This window comes from Peristeroidobacter soli, from assembly GCF_004138485.1.
GTDB lineage: Bacteria > Pseudomonadota > Gammaproteobacteria > Steroidobacterales > Steroidobacteraceae > Steroidobacter > Steroidobacter soli.
In genome coordinates this window covers 37266-56146 of record NZ_RYEV01000005.1, presented here as the reverse complement: position 1 = coordinate 56146, position 18881 = coordinate 37266, and the positions used below count along the sequence as shown (strand labels likewise).

Annotated in this window: 12 protein-coding genes; 4 read left to right on the top strand and 8 right to left on the bottom strand. The window is 60.8% G+C overall.

Translation table 11 applies throughout. The features are described 5' to 3' along the window. Positions 1-38: 38 nt before the first annotated feature. Entirely contained in the window at positions 39-1301 is a 1263-nt protein-coding gene (locus EKO19_RS21745) for a sigma-70 family RNA polymerase sigma factor (protein WP_129778603.1), read from the top strand. A gap of 1012 nt (positions 1302-2313) precedes the next feature. Here the strand turns inward: EKO19_RS21745 and EKO19_RS21740 are convergent. The 6 genes from EKO19_RS21740 to EKO19_RS21715 all read right to left on the bottom strand — a co-directional run bounded on the left by EKO19_RS21740 (position 2314) and on the right by EKO19_RS21715 (position 13506). Then, the gene (locus EKO19_RS21740; protein ID WP_129778602.1) at positions 2314-5094 is read right to left on the bottom strand and encodes a TonB-dependent receptor domain-containing protein; all 2781 of its coding nucleotides are present in this window, start codon (positions 5092-5094) and stop codon (positions 2314-2316) included. A 1116-nt stretch (positions 5095-6210) separates the two neighbouring features. Further along, a complete protein-coding gene (locus tag EKO19_RS21735; RefSeq protein WP_129778601.1) occupies positions 6211-7515 on the bottom strand; it encodes a glycoside hydrolase family 16 protein in 1305 nt (434 codons plus the stop codon). A gap of 115 nt (positions 7516-7630) precedes the next feature. Continuing rightward, positions 7631-10312, bottom strand: coding sequence for a TonB-dependent receptor (locus EKO19_RS21730; RefSeq protein ID WP_129778600.1), 2682 nt, complete (start codon positions 10310-10312; stop codon positions 7631-7633). A gap of 256 nt (positions 10313-10568) precedes the next feature. After that, positions 10569-11432, bottom strand: a complete 864-nt coding sequence (locus EKO19_RS21725) for an SMP-30/gluconolactonase/LRE family protein (RefSeq protein WP_129778599.1) — start codon at positions 11430-11432, stop codon at positions 10569-10571. Then, positions 11425-12324 carry an aldose epimerase family protein gene (locus EKO19_RS21720; RefSeq protein WP_129778598.1) on the bottom strand — a complete coding sequence of 300 codons (900 nt, stop codon included), beginning with the start codon at positions 12322-12324 and terminating at the stop codon, positions 11425-11427. The genes EKO19_RS21725 and EKO19_RS21720 overlap by 8 nt, the downstream gene beginning before the upstream one ends. Positions 12325-12339: 15 nt before the next feature. Further along, positions 12340-13506, bottom strand: coding sequence for a mandelate racemase/muconate lactonizing enzyme family protein (locus tag EKO19_RS21715; protein WP_129778597.1), 1167 nt, complete (start codon positions 13504-13506; stop codon positions 12340-12342). A 180-nt stretch (positions 13507-13686) separates the two neighbouring features. Here EKO19_RS21715 and EKO19_RS21710 point away from each other — a divergent pair, with 180 nt between their 5' ends. Both EKO19_RS21710 and EKO19_RS21705 read left to right on the top strand, forming a co-directional pair. Then, positions 13687-14946, top strand: a complete 1260-nt coding sequence (locus EKO19_RS21710) for an MFS transporter (protein WP_157995381.1) — start codon at positions 13687-13689, stop codon at positions 14944-14946. Between the two features lie 15 nt (positions 14947-14961). Next, positions 14962-15693, top strand: coding sequence for an SDR family NAD(P)-dependent oxidoreductase (locus tag EKO19_RS21705; RefSeq protein ID WP_129778595.1), 732 nt, complete (start codon positions 14962-14964; stop codon positions 15691-15693). Positions 15694-15710: 17 nt separating this feature from the next. Here the strand turns inward: EKO19_RS21705 and EKO19_RS21700 are convergent, their stop codons facing one another. Both EKO19_RS21700 and EKO19_RS21695 read right to left on the bottom strand, forming a co-directional pair. After that, the gene (locus EKO19_RS21700) at positions 15711-16493 is read right to left on the bottom strand and encodes an IclR family transcriptional regulator (protein ID WP_129778594.1); all 783 of its coding nucleotides are present in this window, start codon (positions 16491-16493) and stop codon (positions 15711-15713) included. Between the two features lie 16 nt (positions 16494-16509). Continuing rightward, the gene (locus EKO19_RS21695; protein WP_217705516.1) at positions 16510-17478 is read right to left on the bottom strand and encodes a dihydrodipicolinate synthase family protein; all 969 of its coding nucleotides are present in this window, start codon (positions 17476-17478) and stop codon (positions 16510-16512) included. 192 nt (positions 17479-17670) lie between these two features. On the opposite strand from EKO19_RS21695, the gene EKO19_RS21690 reads away from it, so the two are divergent. Further along, positions 17671-18612 carry a 2-dehydro-3-deoxygalactonokinase gene (locus tag EKO19_RS21690; RefSeq protein ID WP_129778593.1) on the top strand — a complete coding sequence of 314 codons (942 nt, stop codon included), beginning with the start codon at positions 17671-17673 and terminating at the stop codon, positions 18610-18612. Positions 18613-18881: the final 269 nt, after the last annotated feature.

The following is an 18881-nucleotide window of genomic DNA, read 5'->3' as shown; positions in this document are numbered from 1 at the left end:
GCCGTCTACAGTAAAAACGACAACGATGAGACGTTCTGGTGCCCAAATATCCTGCGCCCAATGAGCCGCCCTCTGACTCGACCGACACACGCCCACCGCAGTCCATTCTAGAGTTCTTCAGCCAGTGCCGACCCGACTACGAAAAACGCCTGACCCGAGAACTCGGATCAAGAGATGACGCAAAGGACGTGCTTCAAAACGTCTCAATCGCGCTACTGAAGGCGGAGAGGAAACACCAACCGATCCGGCAACCTCCCGCCTTCGTCCGAACGGTCATAAGGAATGCGGTCGCCGACCATCTGCGAAAACGACGTATCCGCGAAACTAGCGAAGGACAGTTCGCGCACGAACAACCTCAATCCACACCAGAGCACGCTGGATCCGACGCCCTGGACGCTCAGCAACAACTCCAATCTCTCGCGCAGGAGCCACCCGAGGTGCATCAGGCCATCAGCCTTCGAGCGTCAGATGGCCTGACCTACGCCGAGGTCGGCCGTGCGATGGGCATTAACCGCAATCGGGCGGCGAAGCTCGTGAAGTCCGCCCTCAAAAGGATGCAAAGAGGAAGTAAGCTGCTCGTGTGCCTTTGCGCCGTGTGGCTCAGCTCTTCTTCGAATCTTGGAGAGAACCGCCCTCTTAGCGCCGAGACGGGCGAGTCGCACCAACTGACGCTGGCCGACGGGAGCATCATCCAAGCCATGCCTCGAACCCTATTCAAGGATTCCGTCACCTCGGCGGAACGCCATGTGCGCCTGATCGAGGGCGAAGCCACCTTCAAAGTTGCCAAGGATACGCAGCGCCCCTTCATTGTCGAGACCTACAACATGCGAGCCGAGGCCGTGGGCACCGAGTTCTCGGTACATGTCTCCGCTGAGGCCTCGGTCATCAGCGTTGAGGAAGGAATAGTCAAGGTCTCGAAAATTGGGTCGACACTTGAGGAGCGACTCTTCGGCGGAGGGAGACAACCCGTCACCGACGTCTTCCTATCCGCCGGACAACGGATGAGTGTGTCGGGGAGAGAACCGATCGAGATCGAGCACATCGACCCGCCTCAAGACCTCGGCTGGCATCGCGGTTGGTGGGCGTCTCACGGCGAAACCATCGGCGAGTTTGTTGATCAATTCAATCGCCGCAACACGCTTCAAATCCAGATCGACGATCCGCAATTGGCACAACGCAGGATTGTAGGTTATTTTCGAATTAGAGCTGACAACCCAGAGTCGTTCGTGAAGGTACTTTCGGTCCAGGAGGCAGTCATCGTCACCCGAGAGGGCAATCGGATACACGTGCGGCAGGAATAGACCCTGTCAAACCACCAAGATTTATTCATCGATACCTCCGGGCTGCACGATGCCACGAAGCCACCACCGTCATCCCTCCGTCACGTTCGATGTATATTTCGAGCGGTGATTCAGAAAGCATCCGCTGGGATCGGCCGGGCCCGGCATGATTCCCCCCAATACATCGATGATCCGCGGGTATTGCCACCGGGCTGGGTCGGCAGCCGGTAATCGCATATGGGGGCTGGACCAAGATGACAGTCTGGGTCGCTGGTAACATTGGTTGCCGAGACTGGCTGCTGTTGGTCGCGTCGAACAGCACCGAGCACAGTTATCTCACGATGCTCACAGTCCATGCCGCGTGAATCTGCGACGCCGCGCCTCACGACATCAAATTGATTCGCGCGCCCCATGGGAGATCCTGGACAGGGCCTGGACCTGGACCAAGTTCTCCTTGTGAAGGTTCGGCGTGCAGCGGAGACGGGGTATGCCCTTCGCGCGCGACCGCGACCTTTTTCAGCGATAGACGAAATCATGCGGTGTGCCGAGCGACTCGCCGCGTGAAGTTGCCATCGCCGTGTTTCTTGTTTCCTCCCTGGATTGCCCAGGATCGTGCAGGCCACCACAAGCAGCTAGTGTTCGATCCGCCGTCGGTACCGTTGTGTCTGAAAACTTCGTCGTCAGACCGCCTCTCGATGATAGAACTTGAGCATCCCACAAGTCTCTCCCGGCGCTCCACTCGACCAACCCGATTGATAGGGGCATATCCGGCCACACCACTACCAGAGCGATACGCCAATCAAAACGCGCAACGGCAGCACCAATGTGCTCGCAGTTCACGAGCGACCTCGTCTCCGCTTTCAACCTTCCCAAGTCCGAAGTGGCCGCGAGGCCGGCCACACGCCCTTCGCGGTGACTGATTGAGTCAACGATGCCCAGCGTAGCTCCAGGAATGGCCCCCATCCACCGCAGCGGCAGCGGGGACGAACGCCTGGTCAATCAATGCATCGAGCGCGAACCTCATTTCCGTCCCTTAGAAGTTGAAGCGGAGGCCAGCCGAGTAGACCCGGCCGATGACGTCGTACAGCGAGCGAGTGGTGCCGTAGCCGCCAACGCCCGTGATCGGTGGATCCTTGTCGAGCAAGTTCTGTACGCCCACGAACAGCGAAGATTTGTCGTCCATGGAGCGACCCAGCGGCAGCTCGCCCGAAAAATCGAAGTACAGCCGTCCGCTGATGCTCCGGATGTTGATGTCCTTCGCCGTATAGGCCGTATTGATCTCGCCACCGCCCACATATCGAGCCGTGAGGCTCACGCGATAAGCGTCTGTCTTGTAGTCCGCCGCCACATTGAAGCGCACGTGCGGTGTTCCGCCGACGGCGGCTATGGCGGGCTGATCGACGGAGCCATCGAGCACCGTGACGGTCGGGCCGTTTTGCAGGGTGAGCGTGTCGACGTAATTCACGAGCGCCCGCAGCGAGAGATCTCCAGGGCCCACCGGAAGACCGTAGCTGAGATCGAAGTCGACACCTCGCTCTCGTACCGACTGCAGGTTGACCGGCACGTTGGCGATGGTGGTAACCAAGCCGCCGGCGCCGCGCGTGATGAGCGAGCAGGCCTGCTGATTGTTGCGCGCACACTGATCGAGGATGGCCTGGGGCGTCAGGCTGATGATCGCGTTCTCCAGATCGATGTCGTAGTAGTCAACGGAAAAAACGAACCCCGGCGCAAACTGAGGCGTCAGCACCAGGCCGGCCGTGAGGGTGTCAGCTTCTTCCGGCTCTAGATCGGGATTGCCGGTGCTGGCCGTCGCTACCAGATAGGTCTGGTTGGTCGCCGGATCATTGTTGATGATCAGATTGGAGATTGATCCCGCCGCGAACAGTTCGCTCAGGCTCGGCGCGCGGATATCGCGCGAACGGGTCACTCGCAGGCGCACAGTGTCATTGATGGCATCGTCCGCTCCACCTTTCCACGTGGTGACCGTGCCGGAGGTGCTGTAGTCCGTCACGCGAGCGGCGACGTTCACGCTGAGCTTTTTCGCCCAGCGCGCGTTCGACAGCAGCGGCACGAGCGCTTCGCCGAAGGCCTCCTTCACCTCGACCTCTCCAGAATAGGGTACGAGTGAGTTGCCGCGGAAACGGGCCGTTGCCGCGAGCGGATCAGAGGTCACGTCGACTGCCTGCCGGCGGTACTCAGCGCCGACCGCGACAGAGACGGAGCCGGCAGGCAGCGAGAACGGCATGCCACGGAGCGTCCCGGCGGTCTCGTGCCGAGTGAGCTCCGTACGATTGAAGCCGGATCCGTTGACCCAGGCCAGCGCTTCCGGCGATGCCCGGCCGATGCCAAAGAGATTGACGGGCACGCAGCCGTTGGCAGGGTCCGTGAGCGTGGAGCGACAGACGATTGCGTTGGTCGCGGGATCGACAACGGCATCTGCCGCCAGCAGGAAGCGGGAGCTGATCCGGGCATTGGAGAAATCCAGTCGGTTGTCGGTCCGCCCGTAGCTGTAAAACACATCCCAGCTCCAACCCTCGCCGAACTCGCCGTTCAAGCCCGAGGTGACCTGGTAGGTCTGAACGTCGGAGTGATTCTGGATCCGCGAGTTGTCGTTGATGCTCTTGCCCATGACGAAGCTTGGGATGGTATTGCCCATCATGTCGCGCACCGATGCCGGCAAGTAAGCGTTGTCCGCGTGAATCGTGATCTGGTCGACCGACGCCAGACCGAGGAAATCCGACTTCGTTTGGTTGTACGCGGCCTCGGCGAACATGGCGACATGGTCCGTCAGGTCATAGGTGACGCGTCCGAAGGCGCTATGCCGCTCGACGGGAGCGACGAGAATGCCATCCGCGGTGGTCAGCGCTCCGTCGCCGCCGCGCATCGTGGACGCAGAGACCAAATCACCGTACTGGAACGGAACGGGCGTGCCGTCGGCGGCGAACTGGTAGCCATGAAGCGGTCCAGGCGAGTTGATGACGCCGCCGTAGCTCACATTGGAGTAGATGACATTGTCAGTCAGGATCAGGCGCGGCTCGGCGTTGGTAGCCGTGTAGGCCGGATTGTTGATGAGTTGATAGTTGCGCGCGCCCCAGTCGCGGTCGCCGACCCGATCGATGCCGACGTTCTCGGAGAATTCGACACCCATCACGACATGGCCGCGGCCGCCGCTGAAGGAACGACCATAGGCAGGCGAGACGAGGTAGTTACCGTAGTCGTCGTGGTTGGTCAGGCCGCCCTGAAGCGTGCCGCGCAGGCCTTCGAACTTGTCATCGATTCGCAGGTTTACGACACCGGCTACGGCGTCGGAACCATACGTGGCCGAAGCGCCACCAGTAACGATGTCCACGGACCGGATCAGCGCCTGCGGGATCGAGGAGATGCTTACACCTCCGGCCGCGACCGTTGGGACGTAGCGCCGGCCATCCACCAGCACCTGGGTTCGCTGGTATCCCAGTCCGCGCAGGTCCAGAAAGCTCTGTCCGGCCAAGCCCGCCGCGTTGGTCGTGCTAGCTGGCGTAAGCGAAGGTCGCAGGGCGGGCATCTGGTTGATCGCGTCGGCGATGTTCGGTGCAGCGACTCGCGCCAGATCGTCGGCTCCGAGAACTGTCACCGGCGTCGGCGCATCGAACCCGTTGCGTTGGAGGAGCGAGCCGGTGACCACGATCTCTTCGATCTCGGGAGCGCCTGGCTCGGCGGGCGCATCGGAAGTTTGAGCCAGGACGCCTGCTGGTATCCAGAGCACCAAAGCAAGATTGATTGCTCGTAAAGGCCCACGGCCGGCCTGCATTCCTACTGCGACTTGGTTAGTCATCGCGCGATCCTCTCCAATGATTTCTAGTGACCCCGCGATTCCTGCTCAGGTCATGCGGCTAATTTGAAAGCCTCAGCGGGCGTCTTCATGCCCAGCGCGGGCAACGTGAAGTTCGATGTGCCAGCGGCGACGGCCGATGTGTCGCTACCGTTGCTCAGCACGTGCCCGCCATCGAGCGGTTGCGAATCTGGCGAATGCGGCGGCCACGAGGACCATGATGAGAGTGGCGCCGAGCCAGGAGACAACCTGTTTCATAGATAGCGTTCCCGTGTGCTACTGCCGCTGTGTAACGCGGGGCAACCACGGAGTTCCGAGCGGGTCCAGGGCGCAACGATACGAGCGCAGCAGCGTTGACATGGGGCACGCCTTGCAAGGATCTTCGGGATCTGCAGCGGCATACATCGAGATCGCTTTGGAAAAAGGTCAACCCTGGTGAGGTGCGGGGCTATGCAACCGAGCTCGAACGGGCAGCTACAGAGGGCGCCAGGTGCGACGACGCTGCTGATTGAAATCGCCCGTGAAGTGATCGAGGTGTACGCGAGGAAAGCGGGCCCTTTAGCGGATGGGAAGTCGAAGCTGTGAGAGCCGCGATTCCGATTTCGCGCATGGGCGCTGCGGCCTGAGTGCGGTGTGCGAGATTGGTGGTGTCGCGCACTCGAGCAGCTACGCGCAGCGCCGACCCAAGAATGCGGTATCGCGCGTGCGCCGGGAGCCGAAAACGCGCTGGAGCGATGAGACGCTGGTGGAACAGACTTGTACGCAGCTGAAGAGCTCGACCTGGCGTAGACACCACCTACTCTTTGCCGGCCTTCCGGCGCACTGATAAGCAAACTCTACCAAGACTCACGTGACCGCCGCGCAGCGATCACGCCTCACTCGTGCACCACCACCAGGGACGCGATGAGGGCCGTAACCAGCAGCATCGGAGAAGCATGGGGTGGTTCGCGACTAGCAAGCGCGGGCGTGAGCCGGAAATGCTAGCCATGCCAGTCGACCGCGCATGGCTCGGATGGCCGCGGTATCTATCCGTGAATTCGCCACGCACCGGATCACTCCGCGCGTCCGCCGCATAGGGCGGCCGGCATCCGTGAAGATGGACGCCGGCCTGTAGCATCGTCACATCTCCTGGAACGCAACCTTGTCGACACGCAGCCATTGGCCACCACTGGCGTTCGACGTAAAGGCAATCGTCGCACTCTGGTTGGTCACCTGAACATTGTCGATCGTGATCTGCGTCCAACTGGCCGTCGCGGGAATGTTATAAACGCGCTCTGCGCCGCCATAGTTGAGCACGCGCATGGCACACTGCTGCTGACCTCCGGAGCTCTTTACGTAGGCCGTTAGGCGATAATTGCCGTTCGGAATGAACTGCAGGTTCTGCTTGGTCGTGACCAGGTACGACGTCGCCTTTTCATGCTTCAGTGAGCGTGTGGCGTCGACGTACTCATCCCACACCAGCATGCTCGCTTGGTCGTCGTAGTTCTCGATCCAACCGGTGACGATTTGCAGGTCGGGATTGTTGAGCGGACGTGCATCGAAGCCGGCGTTGCCCAGCCGGTTGGCGGCAGTGTCGTGGCGGGCGTAGAACTTGAAATAGTCAAACTCGCTGTAACCCGGCAGGACCGACGAATTCGAGTTCGGCGTATACGGCAACGAAGTGAGCCAGAAGTTCATCGGCCCGTACTGGAAGGGATACTGCGAGCTTGGAATTTCGAACAAGAGATGACCATTGATATAGAAGCGGTGGTAATCGGGCGAGATTTCATAGCCATACGTATTCCAATCCGCGAAATTGATGGCTTCGCCCATGAGCGCACCAAGCTCCGCCTCCGTCCTGTAGGCAAATCGGGATTGCGTCGTCTGCTGCGCTTGTTTGATCGTGCCCATGCCCAGTTTTGCAGCGGAGTTGTGCTCGAAACCGTCCACCTCATGGAACTGATTGTGCAGCGGAATGCGCTTTGCATCGATGTCGGCCTGGATGTCGGGATCGCCGGTGGCGCCGGGCATGTTCGGGCGCACGCCCATGCTCCAGAACGACGTATGCAGGCCGCTCACCGCGTCGAACAGTTTCGCCCGCGTTTCGTAGTAACCGTAGCCGAACAGGTTGCGCGAAAGGATTCCGCCGCCAGTGAAATCGAGCACGCCATCGTTGTTGAAATCTTCGTAGTCGTACCGCAATCGGAGCAGACCTCCCTCGACGGAGACGTTGCCCGCGCGCATGTAGCCTTCGGTGTATTTACCGAGCGTGATCCGGTGATACCACTGGCTTGAATCGAGCGCACTGCCGTTGAATTCCTCCTGATAGATGAGCGAGTAGCCCGCGCCGGAAGGTGGCGCCGAAACCGCGACGCTGCAGAACGCGTTAGCGGCGATTGCGAATGGGACAATGATCTTTAGAACGTTGCGTGGACGCTTGAGCATGACACTTCCCCCGTCGATCGCTTTGTAATGATGCTGAAAGCCGGCGGCAGAGTTGCCGCCGGCGGAAAGAGATCACGTTGACTCCACATGCACGGACTGACCAGCGAGGCGCCGATTACCAGCGTGCGCGTACAGTAAGGGAGTAAATTCTGCCGTATTGTTGAGTCGAGTTGAGCGCCTCGGGAACCGAGTTGTAGCGCACGAGTTCGGTGTCGAGCAGGTTGGCTGCCTCGAACGACAGGTTGATCGCATCGCTGATGTCGTAGCGCACGGTCAGCGCGAGATCATCATACGAGTCGAAATAGACGCCGCCGCCATTGACACCGATGCTGTCGAAGTACTCGTCGCGCCAGTTGTAGGCGAGGCGCAAACCGAATGGCCCCTTCTCATAGATGGCGACAAGATTCACGTTGTTTTGCGACAGGCCTGGGATCGGCAGCGTCTCGCCGGTGCGACCGTCACGGAACGGCGTTTGGCTGTCGATATACGAATACGTGCTCTGCAACCCCAGTCCGTCGAATGGGGCTGGCAGGAAGTCGAACTTCTGCTGGTACAGCAGCTCGATGCCGCTGATCTCGCCGCCCTCGCCGTTGATACGACGTGAAGTGGGAATGGGCACGGCCACGCCAGGGACAAGCTCGCTGCGGACACGGGTCACGATGAACGATTCCACGTCCTTGTAGAAGAGTCCCATCGATGCGACCGAGCCTTCCGCGAAGTACCACTCGAACGACAGGTCGGCCTGATTCACCAGGAACGGATCGAGCGCCGGGTTGCCGCCGGTCGCCCGCACATCCGCACTGACCGAACCATCGGCATTGACGCCCGACACGGACAACGTATTGCTCAAGTCTTCAGTATTGGGGAAGGAAACGACGCGCGCTACGCCGAAGCGGGCAACGATGTCGTCCGTCAGATCGGTCTTGATTACGGCGGACGGCAGCCATTCCTCCTGCTTCACATCCTGTACGTCGGGGATAGTGAGCGCACCGATGACGACCGCGCCAGCAGATGTCACATCACGCGAGACGTAGCGCACACCGAGATTGCCCTGGAACTCACGGGCCGCGGCATTGAACGAGAAGGCACTCTTCACGTAAGCGGCTGTGATGTCCTCGTCAACGTTATAGCTTCGGTTCGGATCGCGCGCCTGCAGGCAAGCCGCTTGCGACGCCGCGCTGAAGTATTGGAAGAACTCCTCGCACTGACGCCGGCCGGTCCAGGATAGGTACGTCGCAGGCACGCCGAAGGCCTTGCCATCGAGGAAATCCGGGCTGGAGAACGTCGTGATGTTGCCGGCCACATCCGCCAGCGGAATGTTCAATCCGCTCTGCTGAAACATGTCGGTGTCGCGATCGGTCTTCAGCTCCTGATAGCGCGCGCCATACTCAAAGGACGTGAGCGGGCCCACATCGATCGAATGATCGATGTCGATACGAGCGGCGAGATCCGTGGTCTCGACTTCGAAGATGTTGTCGAACAGCACGGTGGCGGCCATGCTGGCGGGATCGACGACACTCACGTTGCCAGGCAAGCTCAGCGACGGAACCGAGCCTCGCAGGTCGAAACCGACCGGAGCGCGCTGCCGGGACTCGAGTCGCGCATAACCCTGGTCCGCAATTTCCTCGGCGCGCGTGTAGGATATCTCGCCGAATACCGTGGTTGACTCCCCTTGCCAGCGCGCAGTGAACGCGTTTGAGAATGTCTCGCTGCCCGACTCGGCCAACTCGTAGTTCGTCTGCAGCGGCGTGTTGATCGTGCCGGCGATCAACGTCTCGTGCTCGGAGAGCACGACGTTGGAATATTGCGTCCCGCTATCCGCCAGCAGAATGCTGAACCAATGGCGCTCGCGATCGGAATCGAGCTTTGAGTAGAAACCGTCATAAGCCAGTTCGAGCGAGTCAGTCGGCCGCCATTGCATCACTGCCTCGACACCGAGACGCTTGCGCGTATCGTCGATCTGCTGATATCGGAAATCGGCGATACGCGAGCCCGGCTGACCGTCACCGTTCGGATCGAAGTTGATGCCGTCCGGGTTGGTATTGAATGCAGGCAGCAGCGGCACATAGCCGGTGAAGCTGTTGAAACCGTCCTCGCGCAAGTCGTTTTCTGAATAGCGCGCGCTCAACTGCAATCCGAACGTATCGTTAGCGAAGGTATCGGAGATGAGACTGAAGGCCTCGTAACCCGTGCTGTCAGCCAGCTCGCTGTAAGTCGCACCGGCAGAGCCGACGATCTGAAAGCCCGCGTGATCGAGGGGCCGACGCGTGATGATATTGACGATGCCACCGAGCCCGCCTTCGATTTCATCGGCTCCGGGCTGCTTGGTTACTTCCAGACGAGAGATCAGCTCGGAAGGGATCTGCGCAAGCGTTCCGTAGGTCGACGTTTCAAGCGTATCCGGACCGTTACCGCCGCGCCCGGAGGAATTCACGATGGTGCGACCGTTGAGAAGGATCACATTCTGCCGCAGGCCGCGAATCGAGATATCGGAGCCTTCGCCGATACCGCGCGACAGTTGCACGCCCGAGACACGCTGCAACGATTCAGCGACATTGCTATCGGGCAACTTGCCGATGTCGTCGGCGACGATGGCGTCGACGAACTGCACGCTGTCGCGTTTGATTTCCGCGCCCGCCTCCAGACTGGCACGAAAGCCGGTCACTACCACTTCTTCGAGCTCGGACTTTGTCTCGGCGCCGCCGGTGTCAGTTGCCTGCTGGGCAATGCTGACAGGTGCGGCGGCCACGCCCAGCGCGGCCAGACATGCAGTACGGATCAGGATTCCGCTGTTCATCGATCTCCCCCAAGCGTTAGTTCACTGACGACGCGATGCCGCCCATTTACTCTTGCTTCGATCCTACTATTTGTTGCGATAGTAGATACATTGTGAGGCGACTCTAGCGACATGAATTCTGTATTGTCAAGGCGCTTGCCTAGCTCCAAGTATTAATTTTCCAGCCTTTGGCAGACCACGCCGCGTTCGACCGACGCAGGATTCCATTCCCACGCTGCGAATGGGTGTTGCTATAGGTACGCGCCGGTCGGCGGAATCAGCCGTGCCAGAGACCCGCTGGCTGCCCTGGGCAGCCAGCGCGATACGCCAGAACGGAACCTTCGAGAACGGCGCCACTGCTGTGCGACAGACCTGCCGAGGCGCTGGTGATGAATAACGTATCGCCCTCGTTCCCACCGAAGGTGCAACTGGTCGGCCGGCGGACTGGCACGGGCAAACGACCGATGCGTTCGCCATGCGGGCTGACGATCTGGACACAGCCGCCATCCCACATTGCACACCACAGATTTCCGTCGCCATCGACCGCAATCCCGTCAGGCCGCCCCTCGTGTATCTCGAACCTGGTTAGTAACACCGATTCGCCAAGGGTTCCGGTCGCACAGTCAAAGCGAAATTCATGAATGACTCTCGGAATCGTGTCCACGAGATACAGGCGGCCACCGTCCGGGCTCCACGCGATTCCATTACACACATCGAAGCCCCGCGCCTGCTCGACGAGAACGGAACCATCGAGGCGATACAGCACGCCGCGGCCGTGGCTACCTTCTGCTGATCGGGTTCCGATCCAGAATCGCCCGTGCGGGTCGCACTTGCCGTCGTTGAAGCGCTCGGATGCTGGCGGCGCGATCCAGCTAATCGAGTCGGTGTCACTATCGACGCGTTGCAGGCCCGCTGCGCCCGCAATCAACACACTTCCATCAGCCGAGGGAACCGCTGTGCTGATGGGACTGCTGAGCACGATCGTTCGCGCGTCGCCGCGCTTCGGATCGAGCCAGTTCAAACTCGGCCGCAAAGCATCGATCCACAACAATTCGCCTGAATCAGGCAGCCAGGAAGGAGACTCGCCCAGAACCGCGCCGAGGGGCCATACGCCCAGCAACGGCCGAGTCAGCTCAATCACGCTTCGGACTCATGGTTTTGTCATGCACGATGCACCGCCAGCCGCCGCGCAACTCGGCGCCGGGCGGCAGCACATCGATCATCGCGGAAGGTTGCGAATGTTCGTTGACGAGATGCGAAACAGGCTCGAGGCAGATGTAGTCGGCGCCGGCAGGTGCAAAGATGTGCAAGTGACGCGCAAGGACACCCGTCGCTTGAAACTCGAGCGCGAGCCCCAGTGCGGGCTGATCGACTTGAATGTTTCCTGACCAGTCAGCGGCGACACCATTGACGGCTACTGCAGGGTCAGCGCGCAGCACTCGGTTGGAGTCCACAAGGGTTCCAATGGAACATGCCCGTTGCAGCAATCCATTTGCGTTCGCCGGCAGCCAGCTGTGCGCAGCCAGAGCAATGCGCGTACTCGCGAAACGGGGCACGTAGGGATGCAAGCCCAAACCGAAAGGCAATGCCGATGCGCCCGAGTTACGCACCGATATCTCCACAGCAATGCCGTCGGACTCGATACGATACGCGAGCACGCAGTCGTAACTGAAATCGTCACCTTCGCCGCGCCACGCATGCGCGAGCTGAACTTCAGCGGCCGAGCGCCCGACAACGGACCACGGGCACATCCATCCATACCCGTGTGCGTGGGGTCCTGGCGACCTGGGCGATAAACGCCAGTGTCGATCTCCGAAGTTAAAGCCGCCGCCAAAGATGCGGTCCGCCCACGGCACCATTGGAAACAGCGCGGCTTCGCGGGGATCGCGTATCTTGTCTGTGCGAGCGCCACGAAACACCGGTCGAGTTTCCGAGCCGTCCCACAGATTCACGCACGCCAGCGAGCCGCCGACACCCGGCACCACCGCCGCCTGCAGCCGACCAGCACTCAACCACACGAGGCTCCCGGGCATCGGCGTGTTGCCGTGCTACTCACTCACCACATGTGTCCAAAGCGATTCGCGCGGCTCCACGCCCAAGCCATGACCACTGGGAACGACATAGGCGCCGTCCTTGCACGCCATATCCGTTTCCAGGAAGTGCAGGTTCACGTCGAATATCGTGGGCTGATACTCGTGCATCGGTAAATCCAGCAGCGTCGAGGAGGCGTGCAAACTGGCGGCCATGAAGATGCCGAAGCCGATCGTCGCGTGCGGCATGACGCGCGCATGGAATGCTTCGGCCAATCGCGCAATGCGCATGAACTGCGTGATCCCTGTGTGCCCCATCTCGGGCTGGACGATGGAGGCGGCACGTGACTCGATACGAGATCGCGCATCAAACACCGTGCGCCACTCCTCTCCCACCGCCAGCGGCATCGGCACGCGTCGGGCGAGTTCCGCCAATCCGCCCACGTCCTCGGGCTTGACCGGAGCTTCGGCGAAGGACAATTGATACTTCGACAATCTATGCAGCAACTCGGCCGCCTCGCCCGCCGTATGGCGCCAGTGGAGATCCACCATCAGCTCAACGTCCGTTCCGAGCGCTTCGCGCAGGCCAGCCAAGTCCCTTTCGAGCTCAAGATTCTGCGCGGCGTGCAGCTTGAAGGCCTTGTAACCGCGGTCCACGCACTGTTTGGCGAACGCAATGCGCTCGGGGAGCGTCGCCTGTGGCAACCCGGAGATGTAGGCAGGAATACGAGTTCTGCGGATGCCGCCGAGCAGTTTTCCAAGCGGTTGCCGCAAGATCTTGCCGCAGATATCCCAAAGCGCGATGTCCAGCGCCGCGAGCGCGTCGAGGTAAAAACCTCCGTGATAACCGCGGACCCGCATCATGTCGTAGAAATCTTCCCAGATGACTTGCACGTCGAGCGGATCGCGGCCGCGCAGAAACGGCCCGATGACATCCGTGTTCAAGGCCGCGATCACGGCGGGAGCGGACAAGCCATAGGTCTCGCCCCAGCCAATGACGCCATCCCGCGTCGTGACCTTTACAATCACCGACTTGTGCTGGACCGGGTAGATCGTTCTGTTCTGGGGCCGCACGAAGTAGCCCCGTTCGTTCACGTCGAGGCCGCCCGCCGCAGAGGACAAGTAAGGAGCCTGCGGCGCGTGACGAACAATGAATGTTTCGATGCTTGCGACTATATCGCCCATCCCCCAATCCTCCCGAGAATGACGCCTGAGCGGCAACGCTTGCGCCCGAGCCATTCTCGTCTTAGTGTGGTGCTATTATAGCGATACAGACATTGAACGCTAGCTGCTGCAGCCCGGTGCCGGCGGCGAGAGGAGCGCGGGGAAATGATTCGATCGGCCAAAGAGCAACCCTTTCGATGGATGATCGTCGCGTTGCTCGCCGTCTCTGCATTTCTCAACTATGTCGATCGGCAGGCCCTGTCCCTGCTCGCAGCGCCAATACAGCGCGACCTGAACATCGACGACGTTGGCTATGGCCATCTCGTGTCCGCCTTTCTGATTGCATACACCCTGTTCAACCTGGTCGCTGCGTGGATCGTCGATCGACTCGGCGCTCGCGTAGGTCTCGCGCTGTTCGTGGGCTGGTGGTCGTTCGCCGGCGCGATGAGCGGATTCGCGCAGAATGTGCATCAAATGCTCGTGACACGCTTTGCCCTGGGAATGGGTGAAGTCGGTAACTGGGTCGCGACGCCGAAACTCGTCCGTGAATGGTTCACCCCGAAAGACTGGGCGCTCGGCATCGGCCTGTGTACCGCCGCAGCCATGATCGGAGCGACTCTCTCGCCGTATCTGATCACAGGACTGGCGGACAATGTCGGATGGCGAGGAACGTTCTGGCTGACGGGCGCGGTCGGCTTCGCATGGGTCGCAATGTGGTTCCTGATCTACGGACCCAAGCGCATACCCCCTTTCCTCACCGCCCCCGCAACCCCGCAGGGCCACAAACCGAGCTTCAAAGAAGAATGGCCCGACTGGCGCGGACTGATCGCATCGCCCGCCCTCTGGCTGCTGACCGTTGCGGAAATACTCACCGGTCCGGTCTGGTTCTTTTATCTGTTCTGGTTTCCGAAATACCTCACCGACGAGCGCGGCATGAGCGTTGCCGCGATGGGCGAGCAGACGTGGGTCGTTTATGCCGCCGCGGGCATCGGCGCTTTAACGGGTGGCATTCTTTCCGGGCAACTCATTCGGCGCGGCGCCTCGCCGCCACGTGCACGACTCATCATCATGACAATCGCGGCCGTCGCCGCGCCTATAGGCGCGCTAAACGCTTGGGAACCTGGCGTCAACACCAGCATCGCACTCGGCGCGCTGGTCGCGATCTGTCATATGGTATGGCTGACCAATCTGACGGCGCTGAAAGTCGATCTGTTTCCTGCCCAACATCTCGGCAAAGCATTCGGCATGATCGCCCTGATCGGTGGCATAGCTTCGGTCGCTTCCACCCAGGCGATCGGACATTTGGTGCAGACGATCACTTATCGCCCGATGTTCATCGTCGTCGCCATTGCCTATCCGGCCGCGCTGGTCGCCGCGTTCTTCGCCACCCGAGCGTCATCGCTTGACCCGACCATTACCGCCGTTGCGCCGGCAGGACCGTCTCAGGCCGCTACCACATGATCGGAGCAACCCCAAGTGCTACTGCATAATGTCACCACCCTTGTGAGTGGCGCTGCCGGCGGAATCGGCGCGGCGATCTGCTATGAGTTTCGGCGAGCAGGTGCTGTCGTCATCGGGCTCGATGTCTCGGAATCAAGCGCCGCAGACTTGAGCATCATATGCAACGTTGCTGAGGATGCTTCAGTAAGGCGAGCCACGGATCTAGTCAGAGAGCGAAAGCTGCGCCCGACAGTGATCGTGCATGCGGCAGCAATCTGCGAAAGCGGAGGAACACTTCAAACCTCGCCCATAGATTTTCTGCGTGCCTATGACGTGAACGTCGTCGGAGCCGTCCGCCTCGTTCAGGCGTTCGTGCCAGCGATGCGCGAGCGCGGCGAGGGCTCGATCGTGCTTGTCTCATCAATCAACTCTCAGTTTGCGACCCCTTCGCTCTCCGCCTACGCCGCATCGAAGGGAGCACTCGATAATCTGACGCGTACCTTGTCCCTGGAACTGGCCCCCGACGGCATTCGCGTGAACGCAGTTCGCCCGGCGTCTATCGACACCGCGATGCTGCGGCGAGGGCTGGCAACGCAGGAGGATCCCGAAGCCGCGTTGGCGCGGAACATCGCACGTCATCCGCTTGGACGGTTGGGGACTCCACAGGATGCGGCCCAGCTGGTGCTTTTTTTGAGCACTCCGCAGGCATCGTGGATCACCGGTGCATGCATTCCCATCGACGGGGGCGCGAGTGTGACGCGCAGTTAGCCCCGGCGGTCAAATATTCACACCGCGTGGCGAATCAGCAGCGGGGCCAGCAAATCCTTGTCCGACTCGGATACTTGACTCGCTTGCTCGATCTCCTGCGCCGTTTCCCTCAGCGCCGCCACGATGGTAGGCGTCGACTCGACGGGAATCCAACCTGACACGCCGATTGCACTGTGCACGGGGTTGCCGACCGCAATCGCGACCGTATGTTGCTCAACATCGGTTTTCACGCGCAGGCGAACGTACGACTTCTTTCGTATGTCCGCGAGGTCCGTGAGCAGCGCCTTCATGTTCGGATAATTGGGGATCTCGTGCCCCTGATAGATCGATTTCACAACACGCTCTTCCAGCGCTGCGAGCAGCACCATACCGATACCGCCGGAAGTCGCAGGATACAAGCCGATGCGCCCGAGGGCATCCGCATCGCTCATACCAGGGGGCGCGTGGTAGATATAACTCACATTGTCTCGCCACAAAACACCCATGGCGACGGTATAACCGAAGCGTCGCAACTTGCCGAGCGATGGCAGTGCTTTGCGAATCAGCGAGGACGCGAACAGACTCTGCGCTGCCAGTACTGTCATGCCGGGACCCGGTTGGTATTTTCGGCGTACGGTCTGGGTGGCAAAGCCCAGCCAAGCAAGCGTTTTCAATAGTCGATTGACTCGCGTCGGCTCCAGATTCAGGCGCCGCGCGAGTTCGCGACACCCCACGGGCTCGGATGAGATAGCCAATGCCTGCAACACGGCAATGCCATCGATCAGGCTTTGGTTGGGCTGCGATCCGAAGTCAGCTTGCATGGGTGGATTGAGCGTCCTACGAGTAGTCCGCCAAGCGTACCCGCAAGTCGTTGCTTCTCGCCAGCGAAGCCGCGGCGGGTTGTGGTGCAAACCCTTCCAACAGCAGATCATCGAGCATGACGAGCATGTCCGCCAGCTCGCGCCGGTCGACTTCATCCAACTCGGGGCCTGGCGCGCGAACGTAGGCGCTAGCGATCACACCTCGCTGTTTGAGGACTTCCTTAGTGAGCCGCCAGCGGTAGACAGCCTGCATCATCAGAATCGGGAGCATGCGCTCATACAGGCGCCGTACCACCTGCCGATCGCCGGCGCGATGCGCTCGCATCAGTGCGACATGAACGTCCGCGAGCTCGCTGGCCGGCATGGTTCCAACCGCCCCGCGCGACAATTCATCTGTGATGTAACGCCCGCCCGCCCCGCCAAACACACCGCGCAGCGTGCCGAGCCCGGCATCCAGCAGGGCCGTGATTCTCTGCCCCGACGGGACGGTTTCCTCTTTGACGTAACACACGGCCGGAGCCGCTGCCAGGATCTTCACGATAGCTTCCGTCGCAAGACCGGAACCCATCGGAGTCGGCGCATTTTGCAGCATGAGCGGCACACCGCTCTCGCCGAGTCGATTGTAGTAAGCGGCGAGCGCATCAACGTCGTGGCCGAGCGACTTCGGCGTCATGACCATGACTGCGGCCGCATTCGCCTTTGCGCCCGCAAGCAACAACTCTCTGGTCACGGCCTCGTCGGGATCGCTGCTCCCGACGATGATGGCCGTGCGTCCGCGCACGGCTTCTCCCAATAGGGAAATCAGGCGCAAGCGCTCGTCCAGCGACAGATTGTCGTACTCACTGGCCAGACCGGGAAACACCAAGCCGTCGACTCCCGCGGCGATGGCAAATTCGATGACTGCGCAGAAGCCCGCTTCGTCGACTACACCGTTCGCATCGAACGTGGTCGGCAGGACCGGAAACGCGCCCGAGAGTCTGTTCACACCCTTTCCTCGTATGCGAGTGCTCGTCAGATGCACTGTTAGCAATTTCATCGCGCCATCGAGCGCGCCATCGAGCGCGCCAGACGACCGTGAAGCCACGCGAGCCGCCTCCCCTTCTGAGAGGGCCTGGTTGCCGTGTTGCTTCTTTAGCGACATTATATTCACCCGGTGGCTTTCTGGCGAGACCTTTCGATGAATCACGCTGTTCGTATCGGCATCGCCTGGGGCACGCGCGCGCTGCATGCGTATCTGATCAGCGGCAGCGGCGTCATTCTCGAGCGTCAGTCACGCGATGTGACATTGCAGACGTCCTCACGCATGGAGCTGGCACAGCTCCTGAATGACATCGTCGCGAACTGGCCCGCCGCTCACGGCCCCATCTGGTTGTGCGGGATGATCGGATCGGACGTCGGGTGGACGGAGGTGCCCGCGCTCGAAACTCCGGTGAGTTACGACCAGTTGGCCGCGGCAGCTGTCAGCATCGACATCGGAAAGCATGCATGCAGGATTGTTCCGGGACTGACAGGCCGTTCCGTGTTCGGCGATCCGGAACGCTTGCGAGGCGAGGAGATCCTGATTGCCGGATGGATGCAAAGATCGGAACGGCCGCGCGAAGCAATCGTCCTGTGCGTTCCCGGCATGCACGGTAAGTGGGTGCACGTCAGTGGCGATTGCATCGTCCAGTTTCACACAGCTGCGACGGTGGAGCTGTTCGGGCTGCTGCGCAATCACAGTTTCCTGCGAGGCGAGCTGGCGAACGACTCCATCTGCGAAGCTTCCTTTCTTGCCGGAGTCGATCGCGCCGCGCAGGGAGGCAGCTTGGCGAGGCTGCTCTTCAGCGTGAGATCGCTGCGGCTATCGAAGGAGCTGATGCCGGAACAAACAACCAGCTATGCGTGGGGACTGCTGATCGGCGCGGACCTGGCCGAAGGTCTGCGCGCGTATCGCAACGTTCTGGAGAGCTCACCTCTCGTGATTACGGGAGCGCATCAGACCTCAAGTCTCTTCGCTCGAGCTGCTCGCCATTTGGGAGCACAAGCGATGGAGGAGGATGAGCGCACGCTCACCGCTGCCGGATTTTCCGCAGCGTGGCGACTGAACGAAGTCGATGTCGCGTCAGATGCTCGGCGGTAGCGGCGCCGACGATCATCGTTCAAGCCTGGTTCGGAACGATTATTCGGCTTTTCGCCTACGCGAAAAACCACTGATGCGCTCATCCGCCATCGCCCGCGCTTTGTTGTGTCGGCGTATACGGTTGTGAATGATGGGCGACCTCTCTGCGTGCCGGGTATCACTTGTGCAGCAGTGCGAAGCACGGATGCACCTTGTGTGGTTGTTGTCACGTTGTGATCATCGATCCGTCTAGCATCGCTAGCGAAGTCGCCGTGCGCCGCGCAGCACAG